Annotated in this window: 22 protein-coding genes; 11 read left to right on the forward strand and 11 right to left on the reverse strand. The window is 52.7% G+C overall.

The features are described from left to right. The first annotated feature begins 84 nt into the window (after positions 1–84). The 6 genes from BN1247_RS05205 (at position 85) to BN1247_RS05230 (ending at position 8151) form a co-directional block, all read left to right on the forward strand. Positions 85–2472 (forward strand): TPM domain-containing protein, encoded by a 2388-nt coding sequence (locus BN1247_RS05205; RefSeq protein ID WP_054949443.1) that lies wholly within the window; start codon positions 85–87, stop codon positions 2470–2472. 231 nt (positions 2473–2703) lie between these two features. Then, on the forward strand, positions 2704–5178 hold the full coding sequence (locus BN1247_RS17940) for a TPM domain-containing protein (RefSeq protein ID WP_054949444.1): 2475 nt from the start codon (positions 2704–2706) through the stop codon (positions 5176–5178). Positions 5179–5398: 220 nt separating this feature from the next. After that, positions 5399–6811, forward strand: a complete 1413-nt coding sequence (locus tag BN1247_RS05215) for an RtcB family protein (protein ID WP_054949445.1) — start codon at positions 5399–5401, stop codon at positions 6809–6811. 357 nt (positions 6812–7168) lie between these two features. Continuing rightward, positions 7169–7366, forward strand: coding sequence for a hypothetical protein (locus BN1247_RS05220; protein WP_231633151.1), 198 nt, complete (start codon positions 7169–7171; stop codon positions 7364–7366). A 188-nt stretch (positions 7367–7554) separates the two neighbouring features. Beyond that, complete coding sequence (locus tag BN1247_RS05225) at positions 7555–7833, forward strand: YlaH-like family protein (protein ID WP_054949446.1); 279 nt, start codon at positions 7555–7557, stop codon at positions 7831–7833. Between the two features lie 51 nt (positions 7834–7884). Continuing rightward, complete coding sequence (locus BN1247_RS05230; protein WP_074011265.1) at positions 7885–8151, forward strand: hypothetical protein; 267 nt, start codon at positions 7885–7887, stop codon at positions 8149–8151. A 166-nt stretch (positions 8152–8317) separates the two neighbouring features. Here the strand turns inward: BN1247_RS05230 and BN1247_RS05235 are convergent, their stop codons facing one another. Next, positions 8318–8908 carry a YhcN/YlaJ family sporulation lipoprotein gene (locus BN1247_RS05235; protein WP_054949448.1) on the reverse strand — a complete coding sequence of 197 codons (591 nt, stop codon included), beginning with the start codon at positions 8906–8908 and terminating at the stop codon, positions 8318–8320. A 199-nt stretch (positions 8909–9107) separates the two neighbouring features. On the opposite strand from BN1247_RS05235, the gene BN1247_RS05240 reads away from it, so the two are divergent. Next, positions 9108–10529 (forward strand): murein hydrolase activator EnvC family protein, encoded by a 1422-nt coding sequence (locus BN1247_RS05240; protein WP_054949449.1) that lies wholly within the window; start codon positions 9108–9110, stop codon positions 10527–10529. Positions 10530–10595: 66 nt separating this feature from the next. On the opposite strand, the gene BN1247_RS05245 is transcribed toward BN1247_RS05240, so the two are convergent. From BN1247_RS05245 to BN1247_RS05265, 5 genes are all read right to left on the reverse strand, one after another. Beyond that, positions 10596–11840, reverse strand: a complete 1245-nt coding sequence (locus BN1247_RS05245) for an MFS transporter (protein WP_054949450.1) — start codon at positions 11838–11840, stop codon at positions 10596–10598. A 278-nt stretch (positions 11841–12118) separates the two neighbouring features. Continuing rightward, complete coding sequence (locus BN1247_RS18130; RefSeq protein WP_054949451.1) at positions 12119–13033, reverse strand: LytR/AlgR family response regulator transcription factor; 915 nt, start codon at positions 13031–13033, stop codon at positions 12119–12121. Next, positions 13030–14787, reverse strand: coding sequence for a LytS/YhcK type 5TM receptor domain-containing protein (locus BN1247_RS05255; protein WP_054949452.1), 1758 nt, complete (start codon positions 14785–14787; stop codon positions 13030–13032). The genes BN1247_RS18130 and BN1247_RS05255 overlap by 4 nt, the downstream gene beginning before the upstream one ends. Then, positions 14775–16307 (reverse strand): solute symporter family protein, encoded by a 1533-nt coding sequence (locus tag BN1247_RS05260; protein ID WP_054949453.1) that lies wholly within the window; start codon positions 16305–16307, stop codon positions 14775–14777. Before BN1247_RS05260 ends, BN1247_RS05255 begins: the two co-directional genes overlap by 13 nt. A 78-nt stretch (positions 16308–16385) precedes the next feature. Then, positions 16386–16682: a DUF485 domain-containing protein gene (locus BN1247_RS05265; RefSeq protein ID WP_054949454.1), complete on the reverse strand. Its 297-nt coding sequence runs from the start codon at positions 16680–16682 to the stop codon at positions 16386–16388. Between the two features lie 241 nt (positions 16683–16923). On the opposite strand from BN1247_RS05265, the gene resA reads away from it, so the two are divergent. Beyond that, a complete protein-coding gene (resA, locus tag BN1247_RS05270) occupies positions 16924–17463 on the forward strand; it encodes a thiol-disulfide oxidoreductase ResA (RefSeq protein WP_054949455.1) in 540 nt (179 codons plus the stop codon). A gap of 7 nt (positions 17464–17470) precedes the next feature. Here resA and BN1247_RS05275 read toward each other — a convergent pair whose 3' ends face one another. Continuing rightward, on the reverse strand, positions 17471–17764 hold the full coding sequence (locus tag BN1247_RS05275) for a metal-sensitive transcriptional regulator (RefSeq protein WP_054949456.1): 294 nt from the start codon (positions 17762–17764) through the stop codon (positions 17471–17473). 59 nt (positions 17765–17823) lie between these two features. On the opposite strand from BN1247_RS05275, the gene BN1247_RS17945 reads away from it, so the two are divergent. Further along, entirely contained in the window at positions 17824–18015 is a 192-nt protein-coding gene (locus BN1247_RS17945) for a hypothetical protein (protein ID WP_187119731.1), read from the forward strand. Positions 18016–18022: 7 nt separating this feature from the next. On the opposite strand, the gene acnA is transcribed toward BN1247_RS17945, so the two are convergent. After that, on the reverse strand, positions 18023–20737 hold the full coding sequence (acnA, locus tag BN1247_RS05280) for an aconitate hydratase AcnA (RefSeq protein ID WP_054949457.1): 2715 nt from the start codon (positions 20735–20737) through the stop codon (positions 18023–18025). Between the two features lie 90 nt (positions 20738–20827). Beyond that, a complete protein-coding gene (locus BN1247_RS05285) occupies positions 20828–21442 on the reverse strand; it encodes a DedA family protein (protein ID WP_074011052.1) in 615 nt (204 codons plus the stop codon). A 148-nt stretch (positions 21443–21590) separates the two neighbouring features. Here BN1247_RS05285 and BN1247_RS05290 point away from each other — a divergent pair, with 148 nt between their 5' ends. Then, positions 21591–22229 (forward strand): MBL fold metallo-hydrolase, encoded by a 639-nt coding sequence (locus BN1247_RS05290; protein ID WP_082415800.1) that lies wholly within the window; start codon positions 21591–21593, stop codon positions 22227–22229. A 95-nt stretch (positions 22230–22324) separates the two neighbouring features. On the opposite strand, the gene asnB is transcribed toward BN1247_RS05290, so the two are convergent. After that, a complete protein-coding gene (gene asnB / locus BN1247_RS05295) occupies positions 22325–24289 on the reverse strand; it encodes an asparagine synthase (glutamine-hydrolyzing) (protein ID WP_074011053.1) in 1965 nt (654 codons plus the stop codon). Between the two features lie 252 nt (positions 24290–24541). Between asnB and BN1247_RS05300 the strand changes: the two genes are divergently transcribed. Continuing rightward, positions 24542–25768, forward strand: a complete 1227-nt coding sequence (locus BN1247_RS05300) for a class I SAM-dependent methyltransferase (RefSeq protein ID WP_054949458.1) — start codon at positions 24542–24544, stop codon at positions 25766–25768. Positions 25769–25901: 133 nt separating this feature from the next. On the opposite strand, the gene BN1247_RS05305 is transcribed toward BN1247_RS05300, so the two are convergent. After that, positions 25902–26147, reverse strand: a complete 246-nt coding sequence (locus BN1247_RS05305; RefSeq protein ID WP_054951505.1) for a DUF2626 family protein — start codon at positions 26145–26147, stop codon at positions 25902–25904. Positions 26148–26282: the final 135 nt, after the last annotated feature.

Below are 26282 nucleotides of genomic sequence, written 5' to 3' on the forward strand. Positions count from 1 at the left end.
GAGTAGAAGTAGAATGAGTAGAAGTAGCATGCGCAAAAGAAATGTAGCTAGACCAATGAAAAGAAACGTGAGAGGGGGAGGGCGTTGACAGTTAACTTACGCCGCCTGACAACAGTCCTTATTTTTTTGTGTGTGTTGTTAAGCAGTACGACCGCGTTTGCCCACGTCGTCGTGGAAGATGCAGCCAAAATGTTCGACAAAGAGGACGTTGCGCATATTAAAGCTGAGTTGAAGAATAAAAAGTACAATTATTACATCGTGACGCTGAAACAGTTGAAAGGGGAAAACATCGACAGCGTCGGGAAGCGCATCGCGAGCAAAAAGCGGCTCGGCAAAAGCGACGTCTTACTGACACTGGCCAAAGAAGAGCGCGAGGTCAACTTAAACGTCCCGCCGGCGCTCGACATTAATCCGAAAAGCGTGCTCGACGAATATTTCGTGCCCCACGCGGCGGACGGCGACTTTGTTGCTGGCGTCGTCGATGTCGCTGCCTATTTACACGAACCGCCCGGCTTTTGGGGAAGAGCGTTAAAGTCGATCACAGAAATCGTAAAGGAAAATTTGTTCGTCGTTATCGCTTTAGCTTTTTTCACCCTTCCGGTCGTGTTCGTTGTTGTCTCCAAGTTTTTCAAACTTATTTTCAGCCCCGTTACGGGGACGATTGGCCTCTTTAAACGGCACCGTCTGGCGCGGCAGAAGCACGCGCAATTACTCGCTGCCAGCCGCGAGCAGTTGGCGAAAACAGGCCGCGCCAGCGACAAGCTGGCGAAACGTTTAATTTACAGTGACGGGGAGACGAAAACGAAGCTCACCGATATCGAACAGCAACTGACACAGCTGCTGGAAAAAAACGTTGCACTAACGGAAGCGATCGCGAAGCTGTCGATCCCTTGGCGCAAAAAAAATCAAACGTTTGACAAACTGTATAAAAAGTACAATGAAAACTTGAAAAAGTTGCGCAAATCGTTAAAGAAACAGACGACCGCTTTGCAAAAAATTGTCGCCGTCGACGACGCCATCCGCCCGGCGATTGATCAGTCGGAGCAGCAGTTAGCACAGATCAAGCAAAGTTTTCGCGACTTGCGCGCCAACTATTTGTTCTCATTCGACAGTCTTGAACAGCGCATTCGCGCGGCACAAACGCTCATCGCTAAGGCCGATGACTTAGAAGAATTTGACCCGCTCGCAGCTGAGAAGCCGCTCAAAGAAGTGGCTGGCATGTTGCAAGAAATTGAACAATCGCTGTCGCTCGTCACCGCCCACGAAACGGCGTACACCACATTGCCGCAAAAAGTCGAGCAGCGGCGGGCACAAATTAGGGACATTGTGCAGCGTGAGCAGTTGAAACTCGTCGACATCGCGCCCTTTGCGAACATTTCCCGCGCCGAAGAGCAGTTACAATCACTGGAGCACTATATTCAAATTGGGGATACAAAAGCGTCGACCGATACATTGGAAAATATCGACTCCTTGCTCGAAGACGCGCTCGCCCAAGTACGGGACGTCATTCGCACGCGGGAGGCGAACGGCGCGGCGCTGCACGAAATCGAACAATCATTGACGACGTATTCACCGGCTGTCGACGCTGCGTTTGCGGAAGAGATACGGCGGGTAGAAGGTGTTTTTGCGGAAAAGCATTGGCGACACATCCCCGAGCAGTATGAACAAATGAAGCAAAAAGTAGAGGATGTTTACACCGCGTTACCTCCAGCGAAAACAGCGAACGATCCGGAAGTGCAAGAGTATAAGCAGGCGAAAGCACAAGTTACTGCGATGCAGACGGCACTCAAAGAAGCCGCGGAACTACAAGATCACTGTTTATCGCTTTACGGGATGCTCATGAAGCGGCGGGACGGCCTGCAAATCGCACGTGAAAATACGTTGGCGAAATACCGCAAGGCGAAGAAAAGTTTGGAAGTTAACGACATCTCCCTCACGAAAAAATTAAAAGAGATGCAAACTGCAGTTGAAACGAGCGACGAAGAGGCAAAGTCATTACTTGCCGCCGTGCCGTACGACCTCGACGCCTCAGAAGAACAGCTAAAGCGACTCGAGCCGCACGTGGCAACGTTCGCGAAGGAAGCGAAACGGCTTACTGAGGAAAAGAAGAAGGTGGAAAAACAGTGGCGAGAGGCGCAAGCGAAATTTGCTAACGCGCGTACGCGTTACGGTAAAAAAATTAAACTTAAGACATATACGGCGAAGTATAACGCGCTCGACAAAGAGATTGCGGCGTTCATTAAAGCTGTCTCGTTCAAAAAGGCGGCCGACAAGGTGAAGGAGATGAAGAAGCTAGCCAGTGAGATGAAAAAAGCGTACAACCGCGTCCTCGAAGCGGAGCGCAGGGCAGAAGAGCGCAAACGCGAACGGTACGAATACTCTAGTAGTAGTCGCAGTAGCGGCAGTTCGTCTTGGGGCGGGAGCAGTAGCAGCTCGTCGTACGACCGCAACAGCGGTAGCTCTTCATGGTAGCCCCGTGACACAAACGCTCGCTTAGAAACCCATTGATACGGACGGATCCTCATCAAATAGAGTGGAGATTCCTCACAGTAGATCTGTGGGCCTATGGTCAGTTGTTTAACAATCTTGTGAGCGAAGAAACTTTATTGTCGCTCGCGCGTATTAAACGGTAGGGTCTTGCGAAGGGTTGTGCGCTATTTGTTACATACAACTCGCTTTACGCAGACGAAGGGAGATCTTACGTTGTTAAAAAAATCTATCGTCGGGCTTTTGTGCGCACTCATTTTTTTCATAAGCGCGCCGGTCGTCTTCGCCGATGCGATTGTATCCGACTCCGCGAATATATTTTCCGTCGCCGACGTCGAGCGCATGACGAAACAATTGGCCGATCAAACGTACAATTTCCACGTCGTTACCGTCCGCAGTTTGGACGGGGAAGCGATCGAGGACGTTTCTGACAGGCTGTTAACGCAAAAGAGGCTCGGGAAAAAAGATATATTACTTACGATTGCCGCCGATGAGCGGGAAGTGTTTTTGGAAGTACCACGTGGTTCGGCATTGGATCGGGCGATTACTGAGCCAATACGGTCGCTGTTAGATGACTTTTTTATCCTTTATGCGGCTGATGGAGATTTTGCCGGCGGCGTGTTGGCGTTGGCTGATCATTTGTTAGCACGTGATGCCGAACAGGCGAAGGAACATAAAAAGGCGCACGCACCGCCAGCCTCTGACCCCGGCCATTCCACAGCTGCTGCGGCAGAAAGCATAGACGTTGAGGACAGTGGGTGGATCGGCGGCTTAATTGCGCTACTAGTCATCGCGGCCCCGGTTGTCTTCTTTTTGCGGCGCAAAGCGCGCACGAGCCATCGACGGGTTGTCGTTTTAAGTGAAAATCTGCTCAAATCGATCGCTGCGGCGATGGAACAATTAAACGAGTACTTGCCGTACAGTCAAGGGACGACAGGCGAGATGTTGCAAGAAGTGGAGCAATCGCTCAACGAGCTAATTCAACAGGCGAATGACCTAGAGCAGCAAATTTTAGCCGTTAAGCTGCCGCGATTTGGTATGAACAAAAAGCTCAAACAGCAGTTAAAGCAGCAGTATGCGCACATTAAAACGCTCGGAGAGCAGCTGACGAAAAATAAGGAAACAATCACTCGCGTCGCCGAAGTCGATCGACAGATGAAACAGTCGTTACAAACGGCTAGGGCGCGCTGGGAGCAGGTTACAGCTCAATTTAAAAAACTGTGTGGCGATTACATGTTTTCATTCGCCCATTTGCGGGAGCAAATCGACGAGATTGGCGTGCTCATCGAAACGTCCGACGACTTAGAGGAGTTTGACCCGATCGAAGCAAAGAAGGACTTAGACGAAGGGGTGCAAATTCTCGAGCGCGTCGAACAGTCGATGCAGCTCGTCCAACAACACATTGACGTATATGCGGCGCTGCCGGAAAAAATCGCAAGCAGACAACGGCAAATCGACGCGATCGTCACGGACGAAAACTTGAAACTCGTCGATACAGACCCTTATAAAAATTTCGCGCAAGGGAATGAGCTGTTAGCCGAGATGCATCAAGCGATCAAGTTGGGGCGCACCGACGCGTCGACCAAAGCACTCAACGACATTGACGCATTGCTCGAAGACGCCCTCGATCAAGTGCGGGAGTTAATCGAGATTAGGGACGGCAACCGAAAAAACATTCACACGCTCGAGGAAGGATTAGAGACTTATACGGCGCGTTTAGACGAAGCGTTCGCGCGCGCCTTGCAGCGGGCGGAAATGTCCTTCCCGGAAAAACATTGGCGTCACTTGCCGCGCGACTTTGCCGCGATGCAACAAAAAATAGAGACGATCCGTGCGGAGTTGCCGGAAGTTAAGACGATGAACGACGATGGCGTGCAGGAGTACAAACGCGCTCAACCGCAAATCGACACCTTACTTTCCTTACTCGCGGAAGCTGACGAGACGAAGAATGCATGCCTCGACGTATTCGAACGACTCATGGCGCAGAGGGCTGCCCTCGCCGACCGCCTGCGCAGCCTAGATAACGAGAACGTTAAACTGAGGACGAGTTTGGAGCATCATCGCATCCCGTTAACCGACTCGTTACACGACGCGTATTCCCGCATACAGGTGTGTATAGCGACCGTTTACGAGCTGCTCGACAAGGAGCCGTACGCGCTCGACTTCATCGACGGCGAGTTACGGGACCTCGATGCGCGCGTTAAAGCGTTCGCCCGCGATGTCGAGCAAACGATTGCGAGGAAGCGAGAGGTAGAGCGGTTATTCAGGGATGCGCAATCGGATTTTTCACGCAGTCATACCCGCTATGAGCGGCTCATAAGTACGTCACATTACCGGCGTCAGTTTCGCGATTCCGGTAGTGAGGTCGAGCGGCTGATCGCCCGCGGCTTATTTGTGGAAGCTGCCGCGCAAATTACCGGTTTACGGCGCCTCATGGAGGAAATGGCTCACGACTACAGGCGTGCCCGCGATGCGGAAGAAGAGCAAATGCGACGGCGAGCAGCGGCGCGTCAGAACAGTGATAACGATTCGTTTTGGGGCGGTCGGTCGTCGTGGGGTGGCGGTCACCGCAGGGGCGACTCCTCGTGGGGCGGCGGACACCGGGGCGGACGTTCGTCGTGGGGCGGCGGACAGCGTAGTCGTAGTCACCGCGGGAGCGGGTCGCGGTGGGGAGGTAGCGGGAATTTATAGCGGCGCGGAAGCGGATGTCGTAGTCACCGCGGAAGTGGGTCGTCGTGGGGAGGTAGCGGGAATTCATCGCGGCGCGGAAGCGGATCGTCCCGGCGCGGCGGGGGCTCCTCTCACCGCGGTGGCGGAAGCAAGTGGTAACCCTTTAGATGAGGCGACTTGGGCGACAAGCGTCGTTTAGTGACAAAAACAGATCAAACGGGAAGAAGGAGAGAAATCATTCGTGGAAATAACGAATCACCCGAACAACCATAGGGAAGTGAGCTTGCCGAGCGGGCAATTGCACGTGTTTGCCAACGACGAAGTGTTTGACTCACTCGGAGAGCGCGTCTTCGCGATGGCGGAGAACAATTTGCGCATTCCGCGCAATCGGTATATGAGCTACACGCCGGACGCGCACGTCGGCATCGGCACGTGTATCGGCACGACAGCCGTGTGGGAGATGAAGGACGGTTTCGTCTCGCCGTCGATCGTCGGCGTCGACATCGGGTGCGGTATGCGCGTCCACCTGACGAACGTGCACAAAGACGACTTGCGCGATAAGTCGCTAAAGAGAAGTATCATCGAGGCGATTGAACGGTACGTGCCGACGAATGAACGCGTCAACTCGCACTATGCGGACATTGCGCTGGAAGACGTCGTCACGGACGGCATCGAAGGGCTCCCGAAGCAATACGTCGAAGATTACCGCTCGGTGACCCACGTCGAACAGGCGAAGTTTAAGTTCGACACAACACAACTCGAACATTTGCGGCGCAAAATATGGCGGACCGCGCACGGGCAGCTAGGGACACTCGGCGGCGGGAACCACTTTATCGAAGTGCAACACCTCGCGATCGATGAAGGGAAGCGCGACGTCGCGGAGCAGTGGGGCTTGTTCGACGGACAAGTCGTCGTCATGATTCACAGTGGCAGCCGTGCCTGGGGAGCGATGTTGGGTCAAGTGTACACGAAAAGTATTAAACAGGCGATGTACAATTGGGGCGTGCAAACTGCTGATCCAAACCTCGTGTATGCCCCGATTAATAGCCCGGAAGGGCAGCAGTACTTGCACTTAATGCACTCGGCCTTAAACTTTGCCGTTGTGAACCGGCACATGATCGCTTACGGTGTGCAGGAAGGGTTTCGCGACGTATTCGGGAGCGATTTTGTCATGCCGGTGCTGTACGACCTCATGCACAATTACGCGTTAACCGAATTTCACCAAAACAAAGGCATGCTCGTCCACCGCAAAGGCGCGACAAAAGCACTGCCGCGGAAGCACTTTGCCAATCCAGTGCCGTATAAAAATACCGGTCACCCGGCGCTCATTCCCGGCAGTATGGGGACGTCGTCATACATTATGGTTGGAGAAAAACAAGGAGCGAAAAACTACTACTCAATCTGCCACGGCGCCGGTCGCGTGCGTTCGCGGCGAGCGACGAAGGAACTCGTCAGTGTGGACGAATTTTCCAGCGCGCTCAAGGTCGGCGAGGAAGATGAAATATTAGTGAACCACCGCACGCTCAATAAAATTCTCGACGAGTGCCCGCAGGCGTACAAAGACGTGGACCAAGTGATCGACAGCGTCGTCGGTGCTGGCTTAGCTTCGGTCGTCGCTAAATGCCACCCAATGATGGTCGTTAAAGGGGTGTGAACGGGAAGGGGGCGTCACCCCTTCCAATCACCTCGGCAAACATAAAATCGATACATGCCTCAAAATGTTGTACCGTAAGGCGCAAAACTTCGACAACTATTCGACAACTATTCGACAACGAAGGGGAGGTGCCGTGACAACAAGTAATAGGTGCGAGTATTGTATAGAAAGCATCAATCGCCTTCCGTCCTGATGACATTTACGCGTTGCAATTTTGAATGGGTAGCAATTATTTTATGGGTTTAAGTCATTTCGTAAAAGGGCATGCTGTGATTATACATTCTTTCGCAACCAAATATTGGCTACATCGGTTTACTATGGAAAATGCGGAAGATCATTTAGGGAAAGAGGTGCAGCGTGACCGTGGAAGACGTCATTAAAGCCTTTAAGTCGAAGGATTCAGAAAAGAGGATCCCGGTGTTGAGGATGGAAATTGACTACGAATTGGCCGAACTGTATGAGGCGATCCAAGAAAAAAACACACATCGCATCGACCAGTGTAAAGCGCGTCTAACCGAATTACGGCGGGAAATGTTGTTATTAGAGGCGATTTAACGTGTACACATTAACTGATCTGACAATGTAGCATCTACCGTCGTGTAGATTCTTAAAGAGTGTATCCTTAAAGAAGGATACATTTTTTTTGTGAAAAAAGACGTGCGGCTGCTCGGAACATTGCACAGTTTGTAAAACGCGTGATAAGATAAGACACAGTACTTTTACGATAGAGGAGTCGTTTTACCGTGGAGTGGATTTATGAAACGTTGGATCGTTTTTGGCTCGCCTACGCTGTCATTTTTATTTTGACAGGCATTGTATACAAAGTCGCGTTTGCGCGGCGCTTACCCGTGTTAAAAGCACTGATCATATATTTATTTCTCGCTGCCGGCTGTTATCTTTTTACAATTATGCACTTTTTGCGCTTCCCCGTCGTACTCGCGCTGGCAGGGACCGTCGTGCTAATCATCATTGCCCGCTTACGCATGACCGCTACAAACCGCAAGCGCGAAGACGCATCATAATTTTCTGCTGCTTTATATTTCCAATTGTGTAAGGGGGGACGGACCGTGCGTATGGAAGATGCGCTGTTTAACTGGTTACAAATACATATCGTGGCGAAAGCGCGTCCAGAAGACAGGGCGGCACAAGAGACGGCTGATTTTTTTTACGAGATTGTAAGCGAAGACCATTTGCTGAAAGAACTCACTTACGAGGTGGACGATACGTCGTACACCGTCAAGTACACGCTTGACGGGACGTCGCATGGCAAGCGCTTTGATCGGATCGCGGTAGAACAGTTGTTGCGGCAGATCGAATCTGAACCACGCTACAACCAGTAGTTGTGCTGTACAATGAGTTGTGCTGGACAATGTGTATTGATCGTCCGTATGTGTAAGGGTACACCTACACCGCCTTTTAGTATTTACAGAATTGCCGCTGAAATCCCACGGATTTAATCGCAGCAGCTAGCCCAGACGAAAAGCGTCTGGGCTTTTTAGCGACTTGTTACCGCTGTTTTGGCGCTTTTCGGCGCGGCTCTTGCGGGTTAGGCGTCTGATTGATCCGTTGCTGTTCGGTTTTACTCGGTGGTTGCTCCTTTTTTTCCACGCCGCGCGAAGGTTGCGGTGCGAGGCGTCCCGTAAGAGCGGCAAGTTCATCCATAAAACCGTTAATCGGTCGGCCACGGCGAATGTCGGCGTTTATTTCGCGCAGACGCTGCACGATGTCCGCGTCGGCTGTTACTAACACGTTGGCGCCGTGCGGATCTTTTTTGACTGCTTGTGCGACCGTGTATTTAATCGTGCCGACGCGGCTGCGATCGAGTTCCGCACCGACGTCAATGCCGATAAAAGCGACCTTACCGGCGACGACCGCCGTCGCGTCGCGTACGTTTGGTACTTGTGTCGCCAAATTTGCCAAACGATCCGCTTTTTCCTGCGCCGAGAGTGTTTGTCGCGGTTCCGGCGTTGTCTGCTGGACTTTTGGGGCGGTTCGCCTAGCCGGTGTCGGTGCTGCTTCGTTAGCGGGCGGTTTGTTCGCCGTCTGACAACCTAACAACAGTAAAAAGCCGAACAAAACGATGACTATTTTTCGCATTGTACACCTTTCCTTCCTTTCCGTAAGTCGTTTCGTTACGATAGTGTAACCGCCCCTAGTGCACATCATGCGCGTGTTTTTGTTTTCAATAACAAAATCGAATCTACCAAAATGGGGGTTATGTGTTGAATTTTAGTAGGCTGTATGTCATGATAGACTCATATATACATAAAACTTGGGGAATGGAGGAATTGTACGTTTGCGAAAAAAACTACTACCGATCGTCCTGTCTGGCGCATTGACGTTGACACTGGCGCTGCCGCCGTACACGGCCCATGCGAATGCAGACATTGACTTGCAAATCTCGGAACTGCGGGAGAAAATTAGGCAGGGAGAGGGAAAGCAAGTTGAAGCGCAGAAGAAGTTAGACGAAAACCGAAGCAAACAAGAGGCGGAGAAGCAAGAGCTTTCGCGCATAGAAGGCGAATTGAAGAAGACGAAAGAAAAAATTCGCGAATTAAACGATAAGATTTCTAAGACTGAGAAGAATTTGGAAAAGGCGAAGCGCGACTTAGCGGCGGCAAAAAAACGCGTCGCCGAGCGCGAGCAGTTTTTGAACGAACGCGTGCGGCTCATTTACGAAAAAGGGGAAGTCTCTTATTTAGAAGTGTTGCTGCAATCGACAAGTTTTAGCGATTTTTTAGCGCGATTTGAAGCGTTACGCGCCGTTTCAGAACAAGATTACCAGATGTTAGAAGATAACCGGCGCGATCATGAAAAAATTAAAACGGCAAAAGCTAAAATCGAAAAGTCGTTAGTCGCTTTAGGCGAATTGCGTAAAGAAGTGAAGGCGGAACGCAGTATACTCGCCAAACAAGAAAAAGAGCACCAAGCGACGCTCGCTTCCTTGCAGAAAGAAGGGCGACACCTCGATCATATGAATGCTCAAGAAGCTGCGGCGATGAGCCAGCTAGTCGATCAACTGGCTAAGGCGGAAGCGGCGAAAGCAGAGTGGCAACAGCGCGAAGAGCAGCGCAAACGCGAAGAGGCCGAACAAAAGCGGCAAGAAGCTGAGCGGCAAAAACGTGGGGCTGAACAGCCGCAACAACAAGAACAGCAACAAGATAAACAGGAGCAACCACAGCAGGAGCAACAGCAGCAACCACAGCAAGAGCAACAGCAGCCGAACAAAAAAGTGGCGAAGAACCCACCGGCTAACCCGCCTCAACAAGCGCCGTCCAAACCTGCGCCGTCAAAACCAGCTCCGGCACCAGCTCCGGCACCGAAGCCGAGCCCACCAGCGGGAGGACAGTTTGGTTGGGCAGTGCCGGGATACCACCACGTCAGTTCGGGATTTGGCTGGCGTTGGGGAGCACCGCACAATGGGATTGACATTCCCGCGCCGATCGGTACGCCGATCGTAGCGATTGCCGACGGTACAGTGACGGCAGCGGGACCGGCGAGCGGTTTCGGCAACTGGGTTGTCATTTACCACGGTAACGGCTACTCAAGTGTGTACGGGCATATGAGGGGTTCATCGATCAAAGTGCGCGCCGGCCAGCGCGTCTCGCGCGGGCAACATATCGCCGGTGTCGGGAACGAAGGGTTTTCGACCGGGCCGCACTTACACTTGGAGATTCACCAAAACGGTAGGCCTCTTAACCCCATGCGGTTCTATTAAGGACAACGAAAGCGAAAATATCGAGCCAGTGAGCAAATGAACGCTCCTGGCTCGTTTTTTTATGTGTTACCGCGCGCGCCAAGCGACAGGGGCGATGTGCGCTTTGGCCGTCAACAAAATAAAAATGACAATCATCGCCATCGTGATGAGAAAGGCGACGAAATAAGGGGAGACGAGTGTACGCAACGATCCCGCGATGAGCGGTCCGATGACGAAACCGCTTGACATGAGTGCGGAGTGTACGCCGAAGACGGTGCCGTATCGATCGCGACCGGCGCCGCCGAGCATGATCGTCGTCTTCGCTGGAAATAATAGCCCGTGGGCGGCACCTTTTAAAAACAGAAGCAAGGCGAGCGGGAGCGCGAGCTTGAGCGCGAGGGTGTAGAATACGGCTGCGATCGCCAGTAAGCCGAAAAAACAGCGGTCGTACGGAGAGTAGCGGTTCAACCAGCCTTGGCTTAAGGTCGTCAATTGGCCCAGTCCCATCATTGTTAGCAAGAAGCCGGTGGCCGTGCTCGATTCGCCCTGTTGCACCATCGTATACGGCACTTCGTACATTAAAATGCCTTGCCCTAGTGTCGTCGTAAGCGCAGTAAATAGCGCGGGTAACAACGCGGGACTCGTCAAAATGGCGGCAACCGTCCGCATGCCGTCTGAGGCGGTCAACGACTGTCGCCTGCTCTGCGCGTTGCGGCGTTTGCGGTGCGGTGTTTGCCGTAGACTCCGTTCTGTCGTCGCTACGCGTTGACCGAGTGCTGCCGTTCGCTCGCCTTCGACGCACTGCCAACCGATGAACGCGCCGAAGACGAGAACGGTGCCGAGAATCCAGAACGTGACGTTAAACCCGAATTTGTCGGCGAGTACGCCGCCGACGAGGGGCGAAATGAGCGAAGCGAGCGTCAGCATCATCCCGTTTTTGGCCATAATGCGCCCTTGTTCTTCGATCCCTTCCCCTTGCTTTCCGAGTAGGGCAAAGCAAGCCGGGGTGAGGAAGGCGATGGCGAAGCCCGTCGTGAGGCGTAAGGAAAAAACGACTGCCAGATCTGCTACGAGACCTTGCAGAAACAGTAACAAACCGGCCAATAACAAACTGATGACGATAAACGGTTTGCTGCCAAAGCGGTCGATGAGTGGGCCGGCAACGATGTTTCCGCCCATACTCGCTGCCGAGTAACCGGATAAAATGAATCCGAGCATGGCGGCAGACGAGCCTAGCGACACTAAAAAAGAGGGGAGAATCGGATTGAGTGCGTGTAAGTCAAAAAAAGCCAAAAAAAGCAACGGATACAGCCAGTTGATGCGTTTTTTCACGTCATAACTACCCTTTCTAAAGCCTTGTGCGGCGATAAGCTAAGGCATCGCAGAGGTTCCGTGTCAACAGACAGAGGCGTCGAAACTGGAATAACGGACGTCGTTGCCAACGTATGTGCGCCCAAGTTGGCGCCTGAGCCGCGATAACTCTATTATGCGCGGTAAGGATTTGCCAGTTGAACGAGACGCTGTTATACCAATATACGGGACAGGTTCACGTTCTAGAACGGCACAAAAAAAAGGGACACTACGTCGTTGTCGTGTCCTTATTTAGTCGCTCAGCGTTCTAATAGCACGAACAATTCTTTTGCCGCGTTGCGGCTCAGCGGAATTTTCGTCTTTATAGGAGCTTTAAGCAATAAATTGTAGGCGCCGTTAAACCACGGCGTAATTTCTTGGACGTATTCGAGATTGACCAAATAGCTGCGGTGTGGGCGAAAAAAGGGGTAGCCGACTAATTTTTGTTCCAGTTGCCGCAGAGCCATTTTCGCTTTGACGACGTCGTCAGCTGTCGTATGAATGTGCACAAAGCGATCGTTGCGGACGGCGTAGACGATGTTGTTAGGGTCGAGGATGACCATTTTTTCTCCCTCTTCGATGAGTAAGCGCCCTTTCGGCCTAGGGGTGGTCGTTCCGGCGACTGCTGGTGCCGCCAGCATCCGCGCCTGCGCGCCTATTTTGGCCTCAACTCCTCTCACCCGTGTCTTTGCGTTAACGCCTTCAACATCAACTTCTCCTATGTCAACTTCTGTCGCCGAGTCCGGGTCTCCTGGCGAACGCGCGACTGAAGGTGAGTCTGCGGAAACAGGGGCGATCGCCTGTGTCTGTGCCAATTGTTTGCGCACTCGGGTGAGAGCGGTGCGGAAACGGGCGGCATCGTACGGCTTTAACAAGTAATCGACTGCCTCTAAACCGAACGCGTCGACGGCATATTCATCGTAAGCTGTGGTAAAGACGAATAGTGGGGCGTGCGCCTCCTGCGCCATTTTTTGTGCTGCGTCCATGCCGGAGAGGATTGGCATGTCGATATCTAAAAAAATGACGTCCGGCAAGTGCTGTTTAGCGAGACTTAGCAATTGTTCGCCGTTTTCAGCATGCGGACAGAAGGTGACGTCTGCTTCTTGTGCCAGTAAGTAGGCGAGCTCGTCGCGGGCGAGGCGTTCATCTTCGGCGATCATCACACGAATGTTCACGACACATCTCTCCTTTCTGTTGCTAACGGGATTTGAAAGGTCACGGTACAGCCACCGCCCGGCTTATTTTGAAAGTGCAGCTGGGCGCTAGTACCGAAGAAGCCGGTGAGGCGCTGATTGACATTGTATACACCGATACCGTTACCTTTGTCCCGCTGTAGCGGTTCCTGGCCGAGCTTGGCGAGCAGCTGCTCCGGAATACCGCAGCCGTTATCGGAAATCGCACAGTGGATCGCCGTAGCGCGCTGCGTGATTGCGATTTCGAGCCGACCGTTGCCCGCGGTACGCCTTAAGCCGTGCTTAAGGCTATTTTCGGCGAGCGGTTGCAACGTAAACGGGGGGATGAGTGCGGTTCCAATCCCGTCGTCACACGCAAATGACACTGTTAGTCGATCGGTAAATCGCACCTTGACGATTTCTAAATACGCGTTAAAATGTTCGATCTCTTGTGTAAGCGGAATGAGCGGTTCGTCTGTCATTTTCAAATTCATGCGCATTAAATGCCCCAGTTGCACGGTAATGTGACGCGCTAAACGGGGGTTCACGCGAATTAAGGCTGCAATGAGGTGTAACGTGTTAAAGAGGAAGTGTGGATTAATTTGCGCTTGCAAATGGCGCATTTCCGCTTCCTGCAACAACTGTTTCATCTTTTCGGCGGCGATGACGTCCAATTGGTCAGACATCAGTTTGCCGATGCCTTGGGCTAAGGCAATTTCGACGGTGCGAATTTGTTGGGCGCGCCGAAAAAAGAGCGTAATTAAGCCGATTGCTTCACCCGACTGGCAGAGCGGGATGGCAATCGCCGTTTGCAGCGGACATTTTTTATATCGGCACTGAATGTGTTCGCGGCTATACGCAACTTGCACCCGATTCGTCTGTAGCGCTAGCTTAGCGACGCGCGTCAACAGTGGTTCGCGCGGGCGGTGATGTTCTGTCCCGAGGCCGATGTGGGCGAGTACGCAGTCTTTGTTTGCAATTGACACGGCAGCAATGTGTAATTCTGCGTACAGCAGCCCAGCGATTGCTCGCGCTGTTTGAGCGTTCATCCCACGGCGCAAGTGGGGGAGGGCTTGTTCGGCAATTTTAAGGGCGCGTTCAGTTGCGAGCGCCGCTTCTCGTTCTCTTTCCCCTAAAGCGATGCGGATCATCGTCGTAAATATGGCGATGCCGACGCTGTTCGTCAAAACTAGGGGGATCCCGACCGCGTTGACGAGTTTGATCGTCTCTTCCGGCCCATCGGTAAACATAAGGAGCAAACACATGTGCAAAATAGGGGCAAACATGCCGATAAACAGCGCTTTTGTCGGAGCAATGACGCGCTCGTGTGAGAAAAAACGCGCCGTAAAGCCAGCGAGTAAGCCTGTCAGGAGAACGGTCAGGACGTTGGCGACAACTGCCTCGCCGCCTAACGTGTACGCGTAAGCGCCGGTAATGATGCCTGCACCTAAGCCGACATAAGGGCCACCTAACAAACCGGCGATGACGACCGCGACTAATCCGGATCCGACGAGCGTCTCTCCCGGTGCCAGCTGTGCCACCCATATGTGGGGTACAATCTGTCCCCCGCTAACGAGGACGCCTGCTTGCGTGGCGGCGATGCCGTAGAGCCCGAAAAAACAGGCGTACGCCGCGACCGAACGTACACTTAACTCTCGGTCTAACAGGTGGCGAAACGTCGGTAGACGAGTCATGAGAAAGGCGATTAACAACAGCAGGCCAAGTCGTTCAAACAGTTGAATCGTCAATACTTCCATCCTGTCACCTCTTTGTTCAGGTCCGGCGGGTACATCCCCGTTTGCCCCTGCAGCGCCAACGTGTCAAAGTGTGCTTCGTCCACTTGGCCGCGGGACAGCCACGCCCCGAGGGCGGCGCCGAGAAAACCGCAGGGGATGGCGACGATGCCGGGGTTGTACAACGGAATCTTCCCGAGTAAGTGTGGCCCGTACAGGACAAAAAGTAAGGAGACGCACAGCCCGCTCAGCATGCCCGTGACGACGCCGGTAGCGGTAAAACGCTTCCAGTAAAAGGTCATTAACAATACCGGTAAGTTCGTCGAGGCGGCGACGACGAATGTTAGCCCGACGAGAAAGGCGACGTTCACACTTTCTAGCCCGAGCGAAAGTACCGTTGACACAAAACCGATCGTCACTGCGGTCAGCTTAGCTACCCGCAGTTGCTCGCGTTCTGTGGCGGAACCGTTTTTCAGGACGCAATTGTACACATCGTGTGCAAACGACGACGTCGCCGATAGGAGTAGCCCTGTGACGACTGCTAAAATCGTCGTAAACGCCACGGCGGCGATAAAGGCCATCAGGAAGTCGCCACCGACCGTTAACGCGAGTAGGGGGGCGGTTAAGTTGCCCGTCGGGTCGACGGAGACGATCTGTTGCCAACCGACGAGTGCGACCGCGCCAAAACCTAAAAGGAGCGTGAGCAAGTAAAAAGAACCGATAATGCCGATCGCCGTGACGACTGACTGCCGCACGGCCGGGGCGTCTTTAACCGTAAAAAAGCGGATGAGGATGTGTGGTAAGCCTGCCGTACCTAAAATGAGTGCCAAGCTTAACGAAAACGCTTCGAGTGGATCGGTAAATAAGTTTCCCGGGTAAAAAAAATGGTCCTTAAGCGGGGTCCCCCGACTGACCGTTTCTAACAGCGACGGCAAGTGCCACTGGAAGCGGGCGAGGACGATGAGTGTCAGTAGCAGGGTACCTGCCATGAGTAGCACCGTTTTCACGATTTGCACCCACGATGTGGCAATCATGCCCCCAAAGACGACATACACCGTCATGAGGCTGCCGATGACGAATACGGAAGCCGCGTAGTCGGTCCCTAACAAGAGCCGGATGAGTAGCCCCGAGGCGACGAGTTGCGGGATAATATAGAGGATCGTAATAATTAACGTACTCGACGCAATGAAGAGGCGCATTTTTTTGCCGGGAAAGCGACGGGCGATCACATCGCCGAGCGTAAACTGTCCTAAGTTGCGGACCGGTTCAGCGATGACGAATAATAGTAACAAATACGAGACGAGGAAACCAATCGAATAAAGGAAACCGTCGAAACCTCGCAAGGCAATTGCCCCCGTCGTCCCTAAAAAGGAGGCGGCGCTCATATAGTCGCCAGAGATGGCTAACCCGTTTTGAAAACCGGTTAATTGCCCTGCGGCCGAATAGTATTGGTGTGTCGTCGTCCCCCGTTTGGCTGCCCAATGAGTAATAATGAGCGTACCGGACAAAATTGCTAGAAAAAAGATGAAGTAAGTGAAGTTCATCGCCCGCCTCCTCAAGCGTATGTTTATCGGATCGGCTCTTCCAACGTACCCGAGAAACGACCGCGAAACGCGTTTAGCTCAACTATCTTCCTTCTTGTCACGTAGGAGGGTACGGATCCGCCAATCAAACCGTTTCGCCACGCGCACGTAAATGAGCGCAAGTGCCCCCGTCATCACGAATTGCGCAAAGGCGAACAACCATCCGACATTTAAAAAGACGAGGACGGGTGTACTTACCACCCGCGGAAAAAAGGTAATAGAAAGCGGTAACAATAAGTAGAAACAAATAAAAAATGCGCACGACACCCATATAAACTGCTGTTTTTGTTGCAGTAGCCGCCTTAGTGCCGCATCCGTTGCCGCCTGCTGCTGCATGGGAAGCCCACCTTCGTAAAAGCATACTTATTTGTTGCTTATATTACAACAACTATACCATTATTACCAACTCTATTTTTTAACAGGGGGAGTTCGCGATTTTGCCACACGTGTGCGTTTGTCAATTTGCACAAAACTGTGCTATCCTTGCATAAGGTTATCTTTGCAAACGCCCTCGTTTAAGGATGAGGTTACTTGAACCCTCAGTGTGCTAAAGTGTCATAGAAGGAGTTATTTTAGAATGAAGAATAGAAGGTTCCGCTATTGGTTGCGCACGAGTATTCTTACCGTAGTAGTTGTGTTACTCGGTTTTACCCTCTATAAAACATTTGTTAGCAGCAGCGAAAAAGTACTGCACGAAGGTGAACAAGCTGCTGACTTTACCTTGGAATCCCTTGAAGGTAAAAAGGTGCGACTGTCGGAGGAGCTGCAAGGGAAGGCCGTCATGCTCAACTTTTGGGGGACGTGGTGCGTGCCGTGTAAAACGGAAATGCCCGCCATCGAACGGCGCTATCAAAAATATAAGGACCAAGGCTTTACGGTGTTAGCAATCAACGCCGCCGGCGAATCGAAGCTCGCTGTGCACAGCTTTGTCGAAGACTATGAACTGACGTTTCCCGTGTTGCTCGATCCGGAGAAAGAAGTGACGCGAGACTTGTACAAAGTGATCCCGCTGCCGACGTCCGTGTTCATTAAGCCGGACGGCACAATACACAAAATCGCGCAGTATGAACTTAACGATACTTCCTTGGAGACGTTCATTAAAGAAATAATGCCATAACTACCACTTACTTCGTCAGCCGTTTGACGACTTCCATCAGTTCGGCGATCGCTTCTTCCGCGCCGTTCGTCTGCACGGCGCGGCTGACGCAGTGGCGGGTATGGTCTTCCATTAAGGCGATGGCGACAGCGTTCATCGCCGACTTCACAGCAGCAACTTGAAATAAAATGTCGACACAGTAGCGATCTTCTTCGATCATACGTTGAATGCCTCGCACCTGGCCTTCAATGCGCTTTAAGCGGTTCTGTAATTTTTCTTTGTTCGGTTGGACGACTTTTTTATTATTGTGTGTCACGAGCATGCCTCACTTTCTCGTTAAAAATACGTATACCGGGTATTTGACCTATCAATATTTTAGCAATGCCGAATACGTTCGTCAACCAGTTGGACAGGTCACCGCCGACCGCGAAGGACGAGCTATTGGCGAACGGAATGGGTAAAAAAAGCCACCCTAGAGCGAATGGCTCGGGTGGCTTTTTTAATGGGGCGCAGCGGGCACGATACAGGGAAGTCGCCATGACGCGTCGCCACGCTTGGTTTAACTTTCCTTAGTCACGCGTTAAGCGTTTTTTAGGAAGTTGCGTAAGACGAGTTGCAAGATGCCGCCATTGCGGTAGTAGTCGATTTCGACTTGGCTGTCGAGACGAGCGAGTACGTCGAATGCGAAGGTGGAACCGTCCGCTTTCGTCGCCTTCACTTTTAGCGTCGCGCCAGGCTGAATATCGTCGCTCAAGCCGACGATATCAAACGTTTCTTCGCCCGTAATACCGAGGTTTTTCCAGCTGTCCGCGTCGGCGAACTGCAGCGGCAGTACACCCATGCCGACGAGGTTGCTGCGGTGGATCCGTTCGAAGCTTTCGGCGATGACCGCTTTTACCCCGAGCAAGTTCGTACCTTTGGCTGCCCAGTCGCGCGAGCTACCGGTGCCGTACTCTTTACCGGCAAAGACGACGAGCGGTTGCTCCGCTTCTCCGTACTTCATGGCCGCATCGTAAATCGGCATCACTTCGCCGTCTGCCAAGTACTTCGTCACGCCGCCTTCCGTGCCCGGAGCCATTTGGTTGCGGATGCGGATGTTGGCGAACGTGCCGCGCATCATCACTTCGTGGTTACCGCGGCGGGAACCGTAAGAGTTGAAGTCTTTCAGCGCAACTCCGTGATCGAGTAAATATTTTCCTGCCGGGCTATTCTTGGCGATCGCACCAGCGGGGGAGATATGGTCCGTCGTCACCGAATCGCCGAGCAGCGCTAACACTTTTGCCTCAATAATATCATCGATCGTTCCTGCTTCGGCTGCGAGACCTTGGAAGAAGGGCGGCTCTTGAATGTACGTCGAGTCTGCATCCCATTCGTACAGTTCGCCTTGCGGTACTTCCATGGCGTTCCATTGTTCGTTGCTGTCAAATACGCGGGCGTATTCTTCTTTAAACGCTTCTGGTGTCACCGCTTGCGCAATCGCGTCTTCCACTTCTTGCGACGACGGCCAAATGTCGTGCAAATAAACCGGTTGGCCTTTGTCGTCGTGGCCGAGCGGGTCGTTCTTCAGGTCGATGTTCACTGTACCCGCGAGTGCGTAAGCGATGACGAGTGGCGGTGAGGCCAAGTAGTTCGCCTTCACGAGCGGGTGGATGCGTCCTTCGAAGTTACGGTTACCGCTTAGGACGGAAGCGACGGTTAAGTTGTTTTCGTCAATCGCTTTTTCAAACTCGTCCTTCAGCGGGCCGCTGTTGCCGATACACGTCGTGCAGCCATAACCGACGAGGCTAAAGCCGAGCTGTTCCAGTGCAGGCATTAAGCCAGCTTTCTCCAAGTATTGTGTGACGACTTTGGAACCAGGAGCTAAGCTCGTTTTGACGAACGCCGGTGTTTTTAGTCCGCGTTCGACTGCTTTTTTCGCCACGAGGCCTGCGCCGATCATGACCGACGGGTTCGACGTGTTCGTACAACTCGTAATCGCGGCAATCGCTACGGCACCCGTGCCCATTTCCGTCTTCGTCCCGTCGGCGAGAGTTACGTCTACTTTTCGGTCTAACTCTGCGGCAGGAAGGCCAAAACCGCCTTTGTCGACAGGTGTTTGAATGACTTGTTGGAACGCTTGTTGCATGTTTGTCAGTTCGATGCGGTCTTGCGGGCGCTTCGGACCTGCAAGCGACGGGGTGACCGTGCTGAGATCCAACTCGATCGTATCGGTAAATTCGAGTTCCGGTGTGTCTGCCGTACGGAACAGACCTTGTGCTTTCAAATATTTTTCAACGCGCTCGATTTGTTCTTCGTCGCGTCCGGTTAACCGCAAGTATTTGAGCGTTTCGTCGTCGACGGGGAAGAAGCCCATCGTCGCACCGTATTCTGGCGCCATGTTCGCCACCGTCGCGCGGTCTGCGAGACTGATGTTGTCCAAACCTGAACCGTAAAACTCGACGAATTTACCGACGACGCCTTTTTTGCGCAACATGTTCGTGACGGTTAACGCCAAGTCCGTCGCGGTTGCCCCTTCGGCGAGCTTTCCGGTTAATTTGAAGCCGATCACTTCCGGTTCCAACATGTAGAGTGGTTGTCCGAGCATACCAGCTTCTGCTTCGATTCCACCGACGCCCCAGCCGACGACTCCGATGCCGTTAATCATCGTCGTGTGCGAGTCTGTACCGACGAGCGAATCGGGGAACAGGTACGTTTCGCCGTCTACTTGTTTTTGCTGCACGACGCTTGCCAAGTACTCCAAGTTTACTTGGTGTACAATCCCGGTTGCAGGAGGGACAACTTGGAAGTTTTCGAATGCCTGTTCCGCCCACTTCAGTAAGCGGTAGCGTTCCGCGTTTCGTTCAAACTCCAAGTTCATGTTAAACTCCAGTGCTTCCTTCGACGCGTAGCGGTCGACTTGTACCGAGTGGTCTATGACGAGGTCGACCGGTACGAGCGGGTTAATGCGATCCGGGTTGCCGTTCATGCGCTGGATCGCGCTGCGCAGGGCGGCTAAGTCGACGACAGCGGGGACGCCGGTAAAGTCTTGGAGGACGATCCGTGCCGGTTTGAAAGGAACTTCCTTCTTGGCCGGTGCTTTGGCGTTCCAGTTAGCCAACTGTTTCACGTGTTCGTCTGTGATCGCGCGCCCGTCCCACTGCCTGAGGACAGCTTCGAGCAGCACGCGAATCGAGAAGGGGAGGCGCGAGATGTTGGCGATCCCTTGCTCTTCCAGTGCTTGCAAACGGTGATAGTAGTACGTTTTGTTGCCGATTGTTAGCGGCGTCTTTGTTTGAAATGGATGTTGATTAGTCAAGTTTGCTTCACCTCACAAATAATCTCCTCAATACTTTATTTTACCACGCCATTTAATACTCTACCACTTTTTGCGCTTTTTGGGTATGGGCTAGTCGTCGTTCACGTTTTTCGCCTTTACTTTTGATAAGCGGCGCCACCACTGCCACGCGAGTAGGGAGATGGCGACTAAGGCGATCACAACCCATAGCGAGTTATAAACGACGGCGGTGAAGGCGCGCCAATGTTGTCCCAAAAAAACCCCCAGCGTTAAAAAGGTCGCGACCCAAATGAAGCCTCCCGGAATCGCGTACAGGAGGAACGTGCCGAACGACCATTTGCTAATCGCCGCCAAATAGGCCGTCACATGGCGAAAACCGGGAAAAAAATAACCGACAGTGACGGTCATTTTCCCGAAACGGTGGAACCACGCTTCCATTTTATGTAACTTTTCCGGGGTTATATGTACCTTTTTTCCATACTTAACTAAAAAGGGCAATCCGAGCTTACGCCCGACAAAAAAACTGACGGACATACCCGTAATGCTCCCTAAAAAAGCGATAATCAGAGTGTATAAGTATTGAAAACTGCCTTTTGAAACTAGGAATCCCGCAAACGCCATCAACACTTCGTCTGGTATGGGAATGCCTATAATGCCGAGCATGAGTGCTAAATATATGCCGACATACCCGTACTGGGCGATGTATTGTAGAATAGTATCTTCCAAAAGCGGGTTCCTCCTTAAAAATGCACACAAAAACTCGTCCAGTTCAGCTAGGTGGCTCACGGCTCCCGGTTGCCTGTCGTTGTTGGCCGAGTATATACAGTGTAAAATAACGGTGACACCATTGCAAACCGAGAGAGGAAGGATCATTATGCCTATCAAACGACAATCATTCGTTCTCGGACCGGTTATGACGAACGCGTACGTGTTGTGGAACGAGGAGACGTCACACGGTATCGTCGTCGATCCCGGCAGCAACCCCGCGCCACTGACGGCGGCGATTAACGATAAGGGGCTGACGATTGAAGCGATTTTACTGACGCACGCGCATTTTGACCATATCGGTGGCGTCGAGGAGGTGCGTAAGCTAACCGGGGCGCCAGTGTACGTGCACGAGAACGAAGCGGACTGGTTGACAGACCCTCGTGCGAACGGCTCGCTGCGCTTCGGTATCGGAGACATTCGCACTGCGGCAGCGGAAAAGACGCTATCCGGGGGCGAGACGCTAATACTCTGCGGGAAGAAGTGTCAAGTCATTTTTACTCCCGGACATTCGCCCGGGAGTGTGAGTTACTATTTTGCCGACGAAGAGTTGCTGCTCAGTGGCGACGTATTATTCCAAGGTTCGATCGGCCGAACCGACTTGACCGGCGGCGACTATGCGACGCTTATGGCCAGTATCGACACGCTGCTCGAACTGCCCGCCGAGACGCGAGTATGCGCCGGGCACGGTCCAGAGACGACGTTAGCGCGGGAGCAGCAAAGCAATCCGTTCATTAGCGGGCGGTAACAGCGTGTCCAAAGGCACAAATGAACAGGTGGTGACAGGCGGCTCCCTGCCATTTTATTAGCAGCGGTAACGGTCTAACCGTTAACTTGGGTGACTTACATCGGTGCTGCAGATTGACTATCGTCTTTGTCAAAAGAAAGGTCCACTTGTTCGCGCTGCGGCTTAGTTTCGCCGACAGGTACGGCGTTCTTGTTCGTTTTTACCGACTGTACGAATTGTTCGTGCCAGCGGGAAAAAATGTAGAGTGCCCAAATCTTGCGGCTGTGGTCGAACTTGCCGGCTTTATGCTCGTCGAGAAGACGGGTGGCGGCGCTTTGGTCGATCCACGTCGCAATGGCGGTACTCGCGAGGACGTCGCGGACCGGTTCGTAGAGCGGACCGGTCAACCATTTTTTCAGGGGTACCGGGAAACCGAGTTTCGGGCGGTTCACGACGGAATCGGGAATGATCCCTTTCATCGCCTCGCGCAGCACGTACTTCGTCGTATGTTTCGTCACACGCATATGGGCCGGGATTTTCGCAGCAAACTCTGCGATTTTCACGTCTAAGATCGGCATGCGTACTTCTAGCGAATGGGCCATACTCATTTTGTCCGCCTTGAGCAAAATGTTGCCCGGCATCCAGTGCATAATGTCCGTATACTGCATTTGGCTGAGTGGGTCCCACGTCTTACTTTCTTCGTACGCCCCGGCGACGACGTCAAACGGCGTGCGGTAATGGGCGAGCGTTTCGCCGGACAGCGAGACGATACGCCGTTTTTCTGCCTCGTCAAATAAAAAGGCATTCCCGACGAAGCGCTCGTTCAGCGGCGTATTCGCTCGCAGCAAGTAACTGCGTCCGTACATACCGACAGGTAGTTTAGCGGCGAAGCCGCGGATCACTTTTTTTAAACCGGCGGGGACGTGGCGGAATGGGGCAATCGCCCGCGTTTCGCCGTAAATCGGGTAACCGCCGAACAGTTCGTCCGCTCCTTCGCCTGAGAGCGCCATTGTGACGTGTTCCCGTGCGAGTTGCATTAAGTAGTACAACGGGATGGCAGACGGGTCGGCCATAGGCTCGTCCATATGTCTGACGACGTGCGGAATGGCGGCTAAGTAATCGTCAGCCGTCAGCGCGCGCGAGAAAAAGTTGATCCCGATTTCGTCGGCTGTCTGTTTTGCATGCTCGACTTCGTTCACCGGGTAATCGGCAAACCCGACACTGAACGAAGAGAGCGGTTTGGCGCTTTTGGCGGCGACGAGGCTCGTTACGGCGGTCGAGTCGATGCCGCTCGAAAGAAACGTGCCGTACGGTACGTCGCATTGTAAATGTAGGTCGACCGACTCGCGAAACTGTTCGCGCAGCTCTTCGATAAACGAGTCGAGCGAGCGATTTTCTTCTGGCTCGAACGACAGCTGCCAATAGCGCTCGATGTGGCACTCGCCGTTTGCCGCTACCGTCATGCAGTGTGCGGGGAGCAGTTTATGGATGTTTTGGAACATGGTCATTTCTTGTGGCGGGTACTGAAACGTTAAGTAATTTAGGAAAGCCGTTGAATCAACGGACGCATTGACCGCGCCACTGGCCAATAGTGCTTTAATTTCCGAGGAGAAAACGAACGAGTTTTTTTGTTTTGTGTAATAAAAAGGTTTCATGCCAAAGTGATCGCGGGCGCAAAACAGTTCTTGCCGCTTCCGATCCCAAATTGCGAAAGCGAACATCCCGCGAAATTTTTGCACACACGCCTTGCCCCATTCTTCGTAGGCGTGGACGATCACTTCGCTATCTGTTTTCGTGTAAAACGTATGTCCGCGCGCCGTTAGTTCGTCTAGCAGTTCGCGGTAGTTGTATATTTCACCGTTAAAAATTAACCAACACGTTTTATCTTCATTGTGCAGCGGTTGGCGACCCGTCTCTAAATCGATCATCGCGAGGCGGCGGAAGCCGAGGGCTAGTCGCTCTTCTTCGTGCACGCCGTCACTATCTGGGCCACGGTGCGCGATCGCTTCGTTCATCTGCCGAATGCGACCTAGTTCTATCGGACTGTCATCCCAAGTTAAAATACCGTTGATTCCACACATGTGTCAACTATCCTCTCCCAAGTGGTCTAACGATGCGGTGTTCAGCTTTATTTGTATTTTAAGCCATTCTTGCCATCCGTATAAGGGGTGCACGGAAAAAACACCGTTACATTGTACCAGAATTACGGTACCTGTGGTACGTAGCATGCAAGATAAAGGTGAGGCATGCTTTTTTCATTCGGCTACGGTACAATGAGTGCGAGTAAGTAAACCGCCAACAACGCAATCATGCGATGACGAGGAGGAGGTCACTTGACGACGGCTACACCGCTAGCAAAGTGGATTCGCGCGCAGTTACAGAACCGCGCGAGTAAGCGCGTCACCTTCGCACAGTTTATGGCATGGACTTTATACCATCCTACATTAGGTTATTATACACGACCCGTTACAAAGATAGGAAGAAAAGGTGACTTTTTTACTAACTCGTCTGTCAGCACAGTGTTTGGGGAAACGTTAGCACCGTTTTTGCAAAAACTTAGCAAGACGTTCGCTAGCGACAGTTGGGCCATTCTCGAAGTAGGTGGCGGCGACGGCAAGCTCGCTAGCGATTTGTTGCGCGCGCTGCCTGTACGAGGCACGTTACCCCGCGAAGGAGAGCAACTTGCGCCAGACGCGTTACAAGGACAAAAGACGTTCCCCCCGCAGCGTTGTGCGAAACCGTTACAGACGTATTATATGCTGGAGGCGAGCCCGTACCACCGCGCTCGCGTACGAGAGCGAGTCGGCAGTGACGCGAGACTGCACTTTATCGAGAAGCTTGACGAACTTGACGCGGTTGACACCTTCACGCGGCAGGAGCCGGTGATTGTCCTCGCGAATGAACTGTTTGATGCGCTACCGGTACACCGCCTCCGCTATTCCGACGGGAAGTGGCAAGAAATTTACGTCGCGTGGGATGGGCGAACAGACGCCTTTACCGAATGTTTGGACGACGTTTCGGTGTCGCGGCTGGCGCAATATGTGCGGGAAGAACAGCCGCCCGAACGACAGGGACAAACGATTGAAGTTAACTTAGAGGCCGAACGCATGCTCCAGCGTCTCGCGGCAGTCATCCCGCGGGGCTACCTACTGACGATCGATTACGGGGACGTCAGTGACACCTTGTGGGAACCGGCACGCAGGGATGGCACGCTCCGCTGTTATTATCGGCACGGTGCGCACGACGATCCTTACGTTCGTGTGGGCGAGCAAGATCTAACGGCGCACGTCAATTTTACTTCGTTACAGCGTTGGGGGGGTGCGTGTGGTTGGGAGACGCAACTGTTTGCACCGCAAGGAGAGTTTTTACAGCAGATCGGTATTTTGCAGCAGCTCGTGGCGCACAGCGATCCGAACCCGTTTAGCGCCGCCTCGAAGCGCAATCGAGCGATCCGCCAACTGATTGCGCCAGGAGGCATGGGTAGTACGTTTAACGTGCTCCTGCAGGCGCGGGGAAACGGGGCGGCCGATGTACAAGCAAAAACAATGTCGTCGATGTGACAGCAGTGGCGTAGGAGAAGAAGAGCGACCGCTGCCTAGGGTGCTATTTAAGATAGCAAAAAAAAAGGCACCGAATGACCGGTGCCTTTTTTCCTACAGTGCGGGTCGCTTATGTACCCGTGCAGCAGCCTGCTTATGCAGCAGCACCGCCGCCGACGCCAACGAAAAACGACCAAAAAACGATGCCGACGAATGCTACGACCATGTACCCGCCGAATATGTACATGTAGCCCCGCTCGGTAATGGGGAGGTAGCTAACGATTAAGAAGAATGCTGTTTGCGCGAAAAATAGCATGGCAGTAACAGTCATTCCGCCAGCTAAAAACATGAGCGCGATGATGAACACCCAGAATGCTAATACGCGGAACATGCGATCCATTCCCATATCGACAAACATTCCTTTCTCTACAACGTAAGTGCTGCGCGTACAGTTTTAACGTATCCCACGACTAAGGATTCCATACTTTATTATAAACAAACACCTCTAAACTGTAAATGTCTGATTGGCTAGTCT

The sequence above is a fragment of the Numidum massiliense genome (assembly GCF_001375555.1).
Classification (GTDB): Bacteria; Bacillota; Bacilli; order Thermoactinomycetales; family Novibacillaceae; genus Numidum; species Numidum massiliense.

Excerpts from the sequence above, each read along its gene's own strand:
- BN1247_RS05230 (WP_074011265.1), top strand. The coding sequence starts at position 7,885 with ATGGAAGATGCGCTGTTTAACTGGTTACAAATACATATCGTGGCGAAA.
- BN1247_RS05235 (WP_054949448.1), bottom strand. The coding sequence starts at position 8,908 with ATGCGAAAAATAGTCATCGTTTTGTTCGGCTTTTTACTGTTGTTAGGT.
- BN1247_RS05255 (WP_054949452.1), bottom strand. The coding sequence starts at position 14,787 with ATGGAAGTATTGACGATTCAACTGTTTGAACGACTTGGCCTGCTGTTG.
- BN1247_RS05260 (WP_054949453.1), bottom strand. The coding sequence starts at position 16,307 with ATGAACTTCACTTACTTCATCTTTTTTCTAGCAATTTTGTCCGGTACG.
- BN1247_RS05265 (WP_054949454.1), bottom strand. The coding sequence starts at position 16,682 with ATGCAGCAGCAGGCGGCAACGGATGCGGCACTAAGGCGGCTACTGCAA.
- resA (WP_054949455.1), top strand. The coding sequence starts at position 16,924 with ATGAAGAATAGAAGGTTCCGCTATTGGTTGCGCACGAGTATTCTTACC.
- BN1247_RS05275 (WP_054949456.1), bottom strand. The coding sequence starts at position 17,764 with ATGCTCGTGACACACAATAATAAAAAAGTCGTCCAACCGAACAAAGAA.
- BN1247_RS17945 (WP_187119731.1), top strand. The coding sequence starts at position 17,824 with ATGCCGAATACGTTCGTCAACCAGTTGGACAGGTCACCGCCGACCGCG.
- BN1247_RS05290 (WP_082415800.1), top strand. The coding sequence starts at position 21,591 with ATGCCTATCAAACGACAATCATTCGTTCTCGGACCGGTTATGACGAAC.
- asnB (WP_074011053.1), bottom strand. The coding sequence starts at position 24,289 with ATGTGTGGAATCAACGGTATTTTAACTTGGGATGACAGTCCGATAGAA.
- BN1247_RS05305 (WP_054951505.1), bottom strand. The coding sequence starts at position 26,147 with ATGGATCGCATGTTCCGCGTATTAGCATTCTGGGTGTTCATCATCGCG.